The organism is Aestuariivita sp. (assembly GCF_049276915.1).
Taxonomy (GTDB): domain Bacteria; phylum Pseudomonadota; class Alphaproteobacteria; order Rhodobacterales; family Rhodobacteraceae; genus Aestuariivita.
The window spans coordinates 1-11,047 of the sequence record NZ_JBASXK010000013.1 but is presented as its reverse complement, the minus strand read 5'-3'; the positions used below and the strand labels follow the sequence as shown (position 1 = coordinate 11,047).

Genomic DNA, 11,047 nt, shown 5'->3' with positions numbered 1-11,047 from the left:
CAACTACACGATGAAAAAGAACAAGCGCTTCGGCAATCTCTGGATTCAGGGCGGCCCGCGCAGCCGTGTGTTCTTTCCTGACAAACCCGCTCTGGCCCCTGCGCTGAACAAGATCCCGCTGGTGAAGTGGGACAGTCGATATGTCTATGTCAGTTCCACACACATGCTTTTGCCGCGTGGTCTGAACCTTGTGTATGACGAATGGGGGGGGGGGAGAAAGCATCGGGCGTGTTGCTGCATGCCAAATTCATCGACACGTTTACCCAAAAGGCCAAAGAGGAGCTGGATCGCAAGCAACACTATTCGGCCTCGGTCGAGTATCGTGCCTATGCAGAGCAGCTCGCCGAGAACCCCGAGCTGTGGTGCAAGTGGAGCGAGAAATACATCAACTGGCGCCAACTCGAGATCCTTGGCCTGATGTCCAAAGGGAACTGGGCATGACGGTCGGGATTGTCATGCTGGTGCATACTGCGCTGCATAGGGCCGAACAAGTTGCCCGTCATTGGACCGCCGCAGGGTGTCCGGTCGTGATCCATGTCGATCAGAACGTCTCGCGAAAGGCTTACCGCGCGTTTGAGGATGCGTTGTCCGGAGACCCGCTGATCCGGTTTTCCAAGCGCCACAGATGCGAATGGGGCCGGTGGGGTCTGGTTGCGGCTACGCAGTCGGCTTGCGAGCTGATGTTGGCAGGTTATGAAGACGTCAGCCATGTCTATCTGACCTCTGGTTCATGTCTGCCGCTGCGCCCGGTCAGGGAACTGGTCGAGTATCTTGCGGGCAGTCCGCGCACGGATTTCATCGAAAGCGCGACGACGGCTGATGTGCCTTGGACAATGGGTGGCCTCGATGAAGAACGCTTTACTTTGCGGTTTCCGTTTTCGTGGAAACGGCATCGTGCCCTGTTCGACCTCAGTGTGGATATACAGCGCAGACTGCGCCTGAAACGCCGCTTGCCGTCAGGCCTTGTGCCACATATGGGCAGCCAGTGGTGGTGCCTGACCCGACAGACTCTGTCCGCCATTCTGCAAGATCCCGAACGCCAACGCTACGACGCATATTTCAGCCAGGTCTGGATCCCGGACGAAAGTTATTTCCAGACACTTGTGCGGCTTTACTCCGGCAACATCGAAAGCCGGTCGCTGACCCTGTCCAAGTTCGATTTCCAGGGCAAGCCGCACATCTTTTACGATGATCACCTGCAATTGCTGCGCAGGTCCGATTGTTTTGTCGCGCGCAAGATCTGGCCTCGGGCCAAGCGGCTTTATGAGGTCTTTCTTGAAGCCCGTGACAGTGAGGCGAAACAGACAGAACCCAGCCCCGGCAAGATTGACCGCATTTTCGCCAAGGCTGTCGAGCGACGTACCCGGGGGCGACCCGGCCTTTACATGCACAGCCGCTTTCCCAACGAGGACTGGGAAAACGGGGTCACATGCAGCCCGTACTCGGTGTTTGAAGGCTTTTCCGAACTGTTCGAGGATTTTGAAACCTGGCTGTTCAAGTCGACGGGTGCGCGGGTGCATGGCCATCTCTTTGCCAAGGAACGTGCCGAGTTCGCGGGCGGGCAGAGCATGATCAACGGCTGTCTGAGCGATAGCGCCAAGACCCGCGATTATGAACCCAAGGCCTTTCTGACAAGCCTGATCTGGAACACGCGCGGCGAACGGCAAGTGTTCCAATATGGCCCTGGTGACAACCAGAAAGTCGGTTCGCTTTTGGCAAGAGACCCGAATGCACAGATCTCGGTCATTTCGGGGGCCTGGGCCGTGCCCTTGTTCCGCACCAATCGCAATTTTGCCGATCTGAGGGCCGAAGCGGCGGATCTTCAGCGCAAGGAAAGCAAACATCTGGATGTGCTTCGTTCCGTCCATTCCAAGGCGCGCATTCGAATCTGGACAATGGCGGAATTCATCGAAGCCCCAATGGAGCCTTTGCAAACCATCCTCGATGAGATTGGCACCGTGCATGACCGCCGGCTTTCAGAGGCACCCAAGATGGTCAATCTGGATGGGTTCGGCCAGTTCCTGCAGAACCTCAAGAACCAGGGGATGCATCCCTATCTGATGGGGGATTTTCCGGTCAATCCCGTGCCGGTCAACAAACCGCCGCAGCCGCGCAAACCCTATCTGGTCAGGTGATCCGCAATGGCGCGCTTTGAATATTTCACGGTCTTTGCCGAGATGCGCACAGGATCGAATTTCCTTGAGACCAATCTGAACGCCTTTGACGGCGTCACCTGCTATGGAGAGGCGTTCAACCCCCATTTCATCGGCTATCCGACGCATGATGACGTTCTGGGCATCACTCTGGCCGAGAGGGACGCGGACCCGATCCGCCTGCTGTCCATGATCAAACGTCAGCCCGCCTTGCTGGGCGGGTTTCGGTACTTCCACGATCACGATCCTCGGGTTCTGGACATGATTCTGGACGATCCGGGCTGTGCCAAGATCATCCTGACGCGCAATCCGGTGGACAGATACGTCTCGTGGAAGATCTCGCAGGCCACAGGTCAGGGGAAACTCACGAATGGGCAAAAGCGCAAAGAGGCCAAGGCGCGCTTTGACCCCGATGAATTCGCCGCCCATGTGGATGCGTTGCAAGAGTTTCAGGTCATGCTGCTGAACCGGCTTCAGACAAGTGGACAGACCCCGTTCTATGTCGCCTATGAAGACCTGCAATCCATCGAGGTGATGAACGGTCTGGCCAAATGGCTGGGTGTCGAGGCGCAACTGGAAGGTCTGTCCAAGAACCTCAAACGGCAGAACCCGCAACCACTGACCGAGAAGGTCGCCAATCCCGGCCAGATGCAGGATGCGTTGGCCCGGATGGATCAGTTCAACCTGACCCGCACGCCAAATTTCGAACCCAGGCGCGGGGCCGCCGTGCCCAGCTATGTCGCGGCGAAAGACGCTCCGCTGATGTATCTGCCGATCAAGGGCGGGCCGGAACACCAGGTCGAGGCGTGGCTGGCCGCCCTTGATGGCGTCTCGCGCCGTGATCTGATCCGCAAGATGAACCAGCAGGATCTGCGCAACTGGATGCGCAGCCACCCCGGTCATCGCCGCTTTACCGTGCTGCCGCATCCCTTGGAGCGGGCGCATCACGCCTTTTGTTCAAAGATTCTGTCGACCGGTTCGGGCAACTATGCGCAAATCCGCCGTAGCCTGCGCAAGAACTTCAACCTGCCCATCCCTGAAGAGATGCCAGATGAGGGATACTCGGCTCAGGATCACCGCGCTGCGTTTTCAGCGTTCCTTGATTTCATCAAAGCCAATCTGGCAGGCCAGACAGCTTTGCGTGTGGATGCTTTCTGGTGTTCACAGGCCCAGTTTCTTCAGGGCTTCAGCGAGTTTGCGGTGCCTGATCTGGTTATCCGTGCCGATGAGATGATGACGGACCTGCCCGCCCTTGCAGCCAAAGTCGGTTGCACGCCGACACCTGTTCCAAGTGTGCCGGATGCCGACACGCCCTATCAATTGTCAGAGATTTACGACGACGGGTTGGAAGCGCAGGCTGCTGATGTCTATCAGCGCGACTATATGCAGTTCGGCTTCGGGGCCTGGCGGAAACGCTAAGGCAACATCAGGCGGCCTGAACCGACCTGCCTTCTGTCAGAATAGCATAGAGAGTGGCCGCGTCAGTATTGGCGCGAAGCTTGGCGCAAAGCGCAGGTTCGCGCAGCGTGCGCGACACAAGCGCCAGCGCCTTGAGGTGCTCCACACCTGCCTCTTCCGGGGCGAAGAGTGCAAAGGCGATGTCCACCGGCTGGCGATCGACTGCGCCAAAATCAATCGGCTTTTCCAGCAGCACAAAGATGCCGGAAACTGCCTCAAGCCCGTCCATGCGGGCATGGGGCAGGGCGACGCCATGGCCCACACCGGTGGGGCCAAGGCTTTCGCGTTCCAACAAAGCATCCACGGTTGCACCCGTAGGCAAACCATAGACCGAACTGGCCAGATCTCCGATATCCTGAAACAGTCTCTTCTTGCTCGAGACCGTCGACAGGACCTTGACGCCCTCGGGCTTGAGGATTCTGGAAAGTTCCATCCGAATTTGCTCCATGCCGCCGCTTGTAACGGGCGTTCCCAAATAGTCGGTTAATTTCCCGGGTCAATCCATCCGATATTGCCGTCATCCCGGCGATACACGACGTTCACCCTGTCTTTGCTTTCGTTCTTGAAGACAAGAACCGGTGCCCCTGCCAACTCCATCTGCATTACAGCTTCCCCAACCGACAAGGACGGTATCTTGGTTTGCATCTCTGCCACGATGATCGGTTGGAGCGATTCCGGCTCATTTTCATCACTGACTTCTTCCGAGGCGAGGATATACGAGGACGCACCAAAAAGTTCAACAGGTTCCACGCGGTCCTTGTGGTGGTCCTTGAGCCGCCGCTTGTAGCGCCGCAGTTGCTTCTCCATTTTCTCGGAGCACTCGTCAAAAGCTGCGTAGATCTCGGTGGCATGAGCCTTTGCCTGAGCCGTCAGACCGGTGGAAAGGTGCACGGTTGCTTCACAGACGAATTCATACGCGGATTTGGAAAACACGATATTCGCATCGGTGGGCCGTTCAGCGTATTTTTCAACGATCGTCCCAAGTTCGGTTTCGACATGGGTCTGCAGCGCAGCACCGATATCGATTTGTTTTCCAGTTATCTGGTAGCGCATGTGGTCTCCTTCACATTGATCGCTAAAAACCTGCCGACCCCGGTTGATCCGGGGCTCGTGATTTTTCAGCTTTGATTGGGTGGTGTGGTGCCACGCGGATCTTGAGTTTGATCTGTCCCTGTCCGCGAACGGAGGACGGGAACAATCGACTGGGACCATTGCAGAACCATGGTTTCATTTGAGGCGATGCGACCCCGATCTGTCAATGAAAAGCGATGCGACGGCTCACGAAATCTGAGCCTCCCGGTGAAATCCCGCTGTCAGGAAATGCGAAAGCTGTCGCCAAGATAGACCCTGCGAACGTTCTCGTTTTCCACCACGTCTTTGGGGGTGCCGGACATCAATACCTGCCCATCGTGCAGGATATAGGCGCGATCCACGATTTCGAGGGTCTCGCGCACATTGTGGTCCGTGATCAATACGCCGATTCCCCGTTTTTTGAGGTCAGCGACAAGATTCCGAATATCCCCGACCGAGATCGGATCAACGCCTGCAAAGGGTTCATCCAAAAGCAGATACTTGGGGTCTGCGGCAAGGCAGCGCGCAATTTCAACTCGGCGGCGTTCTCCGCCTGACAAAGCCAGAGCAGGGGCGCGGCGCAGGTGTTCGATCGAGAACTCCGAGAGCAACTCCTCAAGGCGCTCGCGCTTTTTGTGGCGGTCCGTCTGGGAGATATCGAGAATGGCCGAGATGTTGTCTTCGACATTCAGGCCGCGAAAGATCGACATCTCTTGTGGAAGGTATCCGATGCCAAGCCGCGCGCGGCGATACATCGGCAATGAGGTCAGATCCTGCCCATCCAGCGTGACTTTGCCGGCTTCGGGAAAGATCAGCCCGGCAATGACGTAGAAGGTCGTTGTCTTGCCGGATCCGTTGGGGCCCAGAAGTGCGACCACCTCTCCCTGATCCAGTGACATCGTCACATCCCGGATCACAAGACGCTTGCGGAAGGATTTTCGCAGCTTCTCGATGCGCAAGCCGCCGGCCCCTTGGGTGACTTTCAGGTCCGGGCGCGGCACTACTGATCGCCGCTGCGCAGGATGGTTTTCACCCGCCCAACCATCTGGGCAGATCCGGTTGACAGGTTCACGGTCATCTTGTCGGACGTCAGCGCGCTTGGTCCCTGGGTAAGAAGAACATTGCCCGTCATGACAATGACGCCGCTGTCGATCGTATAGTCCGCACGCTCTGATTCGGCGGCGTCCGGCCCGTTGACCAATGTCACGCCGCCTGTGGCTTCCATGCGTGCAATCGCGCTTGTTTCCGTGTTGTAGACAACCAGAACACGCGGAGCGGACAAGCGCATGTCGCCCTGTGCGATCAGCACATTGCCATCAAACACGGCTTCGCCTGTTTCCTGATCGACATTCAGCGCATCGGCTGTGACCTCGACAGGCAATGTCGGATCCACCTGAAGTGAGCCAAACGAAACGCGTGTTTCCTGCGCCAATGACGCGCTGGCCACTGTCAGAAAACCCACACATGCAATCAAAACACGCAACATTGTCACGGAGCATCTTTCGTATCTTTGGGGTCGTATACCAGCTTAACCCCGTTCTTGAAAAGCAAATGGGCATTGTTGGTGTCGTTATTCGATGTGAGCTCCATCTGCCCTGCCTGCAAGTGCCCCAGCGGACTATCGCCTTCGACCGGTCCATCACTGCGCGCACCCAGCCCCTTGATCCGGGTTTCAAGTGCGTCCGTGGTCAGGGTATAGCCCGTTGCCGTTTCAATCAGCACATCGCCGCTGAACCGCGCAATGTCATTTTCCGGATCAAATGTCCCCGTCTGAGCGCTCAGACGGAGACTGCCACCACCTGAAAAGTCGATCTGGGCACGCAGGCCATCCGCCTCTGCGAGTGACCCCAGACTACCCGGTTTCGCCGAGGTGGCTGTCACGGTGATCTGGTCACCCCCGGGCGTTGTTCCCGAGTAATGGGGTCCGGTGATGCGTCCCTCGCGCAAACGCTCTGTGATCTCTGCTTCGCCAAACGGGATGGTCGAGCTCGGATCGACGCTGCGCGACAAAAGAAACAGAGTGGACAGCAATCCAAGCGCGGTCAGAGGCAGAAGTACCTTCAGGAACGCGACAAGACGGGAATAGCGATCCACATGTGCCCCCTATCCAAGGCCTGCGCGCAGGCAGTCATGGATATGGATCAGACCAACAGGAAGATTGCCCGCGGTATCCACAACAAACAGACAGGTGATCTGCGGCGACGGCAGAGACATCATGGCGACGGCTTTTTCCGCCAGAGACTCTGGATCAATCGTGCGCGGATGATGTGTCATGACCTCGTCCACATTGCGCTCCAGCAGACCATCCATGTGCCGTCTGAGGTCTCCGTCCGTAATGATGCCCACAAGGCGACCATCGGCATCCGTCACACCGACCACGCCAAAGCCTTTTTCGCTCATGATCAAGAGGGCATCGCTCATCGCGGTGCCGCTTTTGGCAAGGGGAAGTTCATCTGTTGAATGCATCAGATCGCGCACACGGCTGAGCTGTGCGCCCAGTTTGCCGCCCGGATGAAACTCGCGGAAGTGTTCAGCCGTAAAGCTGCGATGTTTCATCAGGGCCACCGCCAATGCATCGCCCAGGGCAAGCGTCATGGTTGTCGAACATGTGGGCACCACACCGGTGCCACAGGCTTCGCCTACGGTTGGCAGGGGCAGAACGATATCCGACTGGCTGGCCAGGGCGCTGCCGATCCGGCTCGTCATCCCGATCAGCGGGATGTCAAAGCGCCGGGCATAGGCCAGCAAATTGGCCAGTTCGGGAGCTTCGCCCGAGTTCGAGATGGCCAGCACAGTGTCGGCGCGCGTGATCATGCCCAGATCGCCGTGGCTGGCCTCGGCAGGATGGACGAATTGCGCAGGCGTTCCGGTGCTGGCCAGAGTGGCGGTGATCTTTCTGGCGATATGTCCGGATTTGCCAATGCCCGTGACGATGACCCGGCCCTTGGTTTCCAGGATCTTGGTCACGGCCGCATCGAATTGTTCGTCCAGGCTTTCGGCCAGGGTCACAAGCGCCTCAGCCTCGGCTTTGATGACCTGGCGGGCGGTATCCTGAAACGTGCTCATGTATGCGCAAAGATGTCCGTTTCGGGCCACCCCTCCAGATCCAGTCTTGCCCGGGTCGGCAGGAAGTCGAAACAGGATTGCGCCAGGTCACTGCGCCCTTCGCGCTCGAGCCGGGCGTTCAGATGCGCCATCAACTGATGCAGGTAGAGAACGTCCGATGCGGCGTAATCCAACTGCGCCTCGGTCAGAGTTGCGGCACCCCAATCGCTCATCTGCTGGTGCTTTGAGATATCGATGCCCAGCATTTCCTGCAGCAGGTTCTTCAGCCCGTGCCGGTCGGTATAGGTTCGGATCAGGCGGCTGGCGATCTTCGTGCAATAGACCGGCGCGGTCAGCGCGCCGAACGCATGGTAAAGGGCCGCGATGTCGAACCGGCCGAAATGAAAGATCTTGAGAACCTCAGGGTTTTCCAGCATCGCGCAGAGGTTGGGCGCTGCGCTTTGGCCTTTGGATACCTGCACGATATGTGCATTGCCATCGCCGCCTGACATCTGGATCAGACACAGCCTGTCGCGATGGGGATTGAGACCCATTGTTTCGCAATCAATCGCCACAACCGGGCCGAGGTCCAGCCCGTCGGGCAGGTCGTTCTGATAGAGGTGGTTTGCCACGCGCATATGTCCTTGCCGTTGATCGTGTCCAGATACGGTCTTTGCCTTCTGAAAACAACTGCCGCAGGGTCAGAGTGGGCAGAGGCCTGTCCCATGACATATGGTCCGCCCAAAGAGGAGGATACCCATGCGTGCCTATGATCGCGATGATCTGCTGTTTCAGCTGTTTGAGGTGGCCCGGCTTGAAGAGCTGCTTGACGGTACCGAGATCGACCGCGAGGCGGTCATGGGTATTCTGGATACCGCCGATCAGATCTCGACCGATCATTTCCTGCCGCTGGGCAAACTGCTGGATGAGAATGAACCCCGGTATGTCGAAGGGCGCGCGGTGATTCCGGATCAGGCGATTGCCGCGGTGCGCGCGCAGGTGGCAGCCGGTTTCATAGGCTCTGGATTTGCGCCGGAAAGCGGTGGAATGGGGTTGCCGGAAACGGTGCATCAGGCGGCGGCGTTCGTGTTTTCGGCCTCCAACATCTCGCTTGCCGGATATGGGTTGCTGACTGTCGGTGCGGGGCGGCTGATCCAGTCTTTCGGATCTGAGGATCAGAAAAAGCGTTATCTCGAACCCATGGCCGAAGGACGGTACTTTGGCACAATGTGCCTGAGCGAGCCGCAGGCGGGATCGTCTTTGTCGGATATCACCACGCGCGCGCACCCCATGGAAGACGGGCGCTATGCCATCTCGGGTCACAAGATGTGGATTTCCGGCGGTGAGCAGGAGATCAGCGAAAACATTATGCATATGGTTCTGGCCAGGATCCCGGGGGCACCTGCCGGCGTAAAGGGGATTTCGCTTTTCATCGTTCCGAAGCTGCGCGCGGATGGCAGCGGCAACGACGTCACGCTTGCCGGTCTGAACCACAAGATGGGATATCGCGGTACCACGAATTGCGCGCTGAATTTCGGTGACCAAGGCGCATGCATTGGCGAGTTGCTGGGCGAGCCAAACAAGGGCCTGAGCTATATGTTCCAGATGATGAACGAGGCGCGGATCGGCGTTGGCATGGGTGCCACCGCATTGGGTCAGGCGGGCTATCAGGCGTCGCTCAGTTATGCGCGCGAACGCCCGCAGGGCCGCTCGCCCACGGGCAAAGACCCGCTCAGCCCGCAACTGGCGATTATCGAACATGCGGATGTGCGGCGTCTGCTTGTGGCGCAAAAAGCGGCGGTCGAGGCCTCTTTGGCCCTGTCGATCTTCTGCACCGGTCTTGTGGACCGCGAGCGTCAGGGGGATACAGAAGCGGGCATTCTGCTGGAGATGCTGACGCCCATCACCAAGTCATGGCCTTCCGAATTCTGCCTTGAGGCAAACAAACACGCCATTCAGGTGCTGGGCGGAGCGGGCTATACGCGCGACTATCATGTCGAGCGGTATTACCGCGATAACCGGCTGAACCATATCCATGAGGGCACGCATGGCATTCAAGGCATGGATATTCTGGGCCGCAAAGTGATGATGAACGGCGGGGCTTCGTTCAAGGCGCTTTTGGCCGCCATGCGCGCCGACATCGCGGCCGCCGAAGGGTCGGAATTCGCAGCACCGCTTGCCGAGGCGGTTGATCGTATCGAAAACGTCACAATGCACCTTTCCGCTCAGATCATGGCGTCACCAGAACGCGGTTTGGCGAACGCGACCCTGTTTCTGGATTGCATGGGCCATGTTGTGATGGGCTGGATGTGGCTGCGCATTTCGCAAGCCGCGCGGCGTGTCGCCGCCCGCGATGGTGACAGCCCGTTCCTGCAAGGCAAAGGCCAGGCCGCACGCTATTTTTATGCGCGTGAACTGGTGCGCACCAAGGGCTGGGCCGAGACATTGATGGCCAATGACCAAAGCGCGTTTGACATGGCCGAGACCTGGTTCTGAGCACATCCACCCAGACAGGGAGACCTATTGATAGGCAGCCTCGATCTGTTTGAGCGCGCTCTTGATCTGATCGGGGTTCTTGTCTGGCAGGCTGTCCAGCCAGATACGATGAACTCCGACGACCTTGACGGGAAAGCCTTGGGTCACCCCGCATACTTTGGCCGAAGCCAGACGATGTGTGCCATGGGCGGTCTTGATCAGAGTGCCGTCCCGGCCAATCATCGCCTCGGGCAGGTCGGTTCCGGGGCGCTGCACATATCCATCACGCTGCATCGTTTCCAGCAGCGGAACGAGGTAGCCCGAGAAAATCTCGTCAAGCTCGGGCAGAGTGGTTGCAACGCGGTCCTTGTGAGAAAACCGCTGCCCACGCGCGATTGCATCGCGGCCCTGCGCGTACCAAAGCGAACTTCTAAAGTCGCTCAGAACACTGTTCAGATCCGCAATCAGCAGGAATTCTTCACGCATCATGAACGGGTGTTTCTTGTCATCCCAGTCCCCGCTGAAAACGCCTTTGCGGCACAAGAGAGTCTTCAGGCGATATACGATCTTTTCCGTTACCGCTTTCGGAAGATTCTGTGCGCACCAAACCGTCCATGTCAGGTGGGGTTCCAGCGTGTGGTACTCCAGCTTTCCAGGGTTGATGGTCAGGACGCTGGGGGTAAACGTGACGGTCATGACTTTGGGTCAATCATCTTGGTATGGGCGGATCGCCCGGTGGGTGCTTTAGAGATCATCAATGACACGGGCCGCGAATCCGGTTGTTTCAGCGAACATGCCGCGGAACAGGTCTTCGGGGAAGAACTCGAGGTTGGACTGAATCTGAC

Annotated in this window: 11 protein-coding genes and 1 pseudogene; 4 read left to right on the top strand and 8 right to left on the bottom strand. The window is 58.1% G+C overall.

Annotated elements, in window-relative coordinates; all coding sequences use genetic code 11:
* From WAO69_RS01290 to WAO69_RS01280, 3 genes and pseudogenes are all read left to right on the top strand, one after another.
* Nucleotides 1-441: pseudogene (locus tag WAO69_RS01290) on the top strand (glycosyltransferase family 2 protein); the annotation flags it as partial.
* Nucleotides 438-2,135 (top strand): beta-1,6-N-acetylglucosaminyltransferase, encoded by a 1,698-nt coding sequence (locus WAO69_RS01285; protein WP_422175946.1) that lies wholly within the window; start codon nt 438-440, stop codon nt 2,133-2,135. The pseudogene WAO69_RS01290 and the gene WAO69_RS01285, both read left to right, overlap by 4 nt.
* A gap of 6 nt (nt 2,136-2,141) precedes the next feature.
* A complete protein-coding gene (locus WAO69_RS01280) occupies nt 2,142-3,572 on the top strand; it encodes a nodulation protein NodH (RefSeq protein WP_422175944.1) in 1,431 nt (476 codons plus the stop codon).
* 7 nt (nt 3,573-3,579) lie between these two features.
* Here WAO69_RS01280 and WAO69_RS01275 read toward each other — a convergent pair whose 3' ends face one another.
* The 7 genes from WAO69_RS01275 to WAO69_RS01245 all read right to left on the bottom strand — a co-directional run bounded on the left by WAO69_RS01275 (nt 3,580) and on the right by WAO69_RS01245 (nt 8,359).
* Nucleotides 3,580-4,044, bottom strand: a complete 465-nt coding sequence (locus WAO69_RS01275) for a PTS sugar transporter subunit IIA (RefSeq protein WP_422175941.1) — start codon at nt 4,042-4,044, stop codon at nt 3,580-3,582.
* A gap of 50 nt (nt 4,045-4,094) precedes the next feature.
* On the bottom strand, nt 4,095-4,664 hold the full coding sequence (hpf, locus tag WAO69_RS01270; RefSeq protein WP_422175939.1) for a ribosome hibernation-promoting factor, HPF/YfiA family: 570 nt from the start codon (nt 4,662-4,664) through the stop codon (nt 4,095-4,097).
* A gap of 260 nt (nt 4,665-4,924) precedes the next feature.
* Nucleotides 4,925-5,683: an LPS export ABC transporter ATP-binding protein gene (gene lptB / locus WAO69_RS01265; RefSeq protein WP_422175937.1), complete on the bottom strand. Its 759-nt coding sequence runs from the start codon at nt 5,681-5,683 to the stop codon at nt 4,925-4,927.
* Complete coding sequence (locus WAO69_RS01260) at nt 5,683-6,168, bottom strand: LptA/OstA family protein (protein WP_422175935.1); 486 nt, start codon at nt 6,166-6,168, stop codon at nt 5,683-5,685. The genes lptB and WAO69_RS01260 overlap by 1 nt, the downstream gene beginning before the upstream one ends.
* 2 nt (nt 6,169-6,170) lie before the next feature.
* Entirely contained in the window at nt 6,171-6,776 is a 606-nt protein-coding gene (lptC, locus tag WAO69_RS01255) for an LPS export ABC transporter periplasmic protein LptC (protein ID WP_422175933.1), read from the bottom strand.
* Between the two features lie 9 nt (nt 6,777-6,785).
* Nucleotides 6,786-7,748, bottom strand: a complete 963-nt coding sequence (locus tag WAO69_RS01250; RefSeq protein ID WP_422175931.1) for a KpsF/GutQ family sugar-phosphate isomerase — start codon at nt 7,746-7,748, stop codon at nt 6,786-6,788.
* Entirely contained in the window at nt 7,745-8,359 is a 615-nt protein-coding gene (locus WAO69_RS01245) for a ribonuclease D (RefSeq protein WP_422175929.1), read from the bottom strand. The genes WAO69_RS01250 and WAO69_RS01245 overlap by 4 nt, the downstream gene beginning before the upstream one ends.
* Before the next feature lie 127 nt (nt 8,360-8,486).
* Between WAO69_RS01245 and WAO69_RS01240 the strand changes: the two genes are divergently transcribed.
* Nucleotides 8,487-10,223 (top strand): acyl-CoA dehydrogenase, encoded by a 1,737-nt coding sequence (locus WAO69_RS01240; RefSeq protein ID WP_422175927.1) that lies wholly within the window; start codon nt 8,487-8,489, stop codon nt 10,221-10,223.
* Nucleotides 10,224-10,247: 24 nt separating this feature from the next.
* On the opposite strand, the gene WAO69_RS01235 is transcribed toward WAO69_RS01240, so the two are convergent.
* The gene (locus WAO69_RS01235; RefSeq protein WP_422175925.1) at nt 10,248-10,691 is read right to left on the bottom strand and encodes a hypothetical protein; all 444 of its coding nucleotides are present in this window, start codon (nt 10,689-10,691) and stop codon (nt 10,248-10,250) included.
* Between the last annotated feature and the right edge of the window lie 356 nt (nt 10,692-11,047).

What these genes read in the sequence shown, in the direction of transcription:
- WAO69_RS01260 (WP_422175935.1), bottom strand. Translation starts at nt 6,168, where the DNA reads ATGTTGCGTGTTTTGATTGCATGTGTGGGTTTTCTGACAGTGGCCAGC.
- hpf (WP_422175939.1), bottom strand. Translation starts at nt 4,664, where the DNA reads ATGCGCTACCAGATAACTGGAAAACAAATCGATATCGGTGCTGCGCTG.
- WAO69_RS01280 (WP_422175944.1), top strand. Translation starts at nt 2,142, where the DNA reads ATGGCGCGCTTTGAATATTTCACGGTCTTTGCCGAGATGCGCACAGGA.
- WAO69_RS01285 (WP_422175946.1), top strand. Translation starts at nt 438, where the DNA reads ATGACGGTCGGGATTGTCATGCTGGTGCATACTGCGCTGCATAGGGCC.
- WAO69_RS01240 (WP_422175927.1), top strand. Translation starts at nt 8,487, where the DNA reads ATGCGTGCCTATGATCGCGATGATCTGCTGTTTCAGCTGTTTGAGGTG.
- WAO69_RS01275 (WP_422175941.1), bottom strand. Translation starts at nt 4,044, where the DNA reads ATGGAACTTTCCAGAATCCTCAAGCCCGAGGGCGTCAAGGTCCTGTCG.
- WAO69_RS01235 (WP_422175925.1), bottom strand. Translation starts at nt 10,691, where the DNA reads ATGATGCGTGAAGAATTCCTGCTGATTGCGGATCTGAACAGTGTTCTG.
- WAO69_RS01250 (WP_422175931.1), bottom strand. Translation starts at nt 7,748, where the DNA reads ATGAGCACGTTTCAGGATACCGCCCGCCAGGTCATCAAAGCCGAGGCT.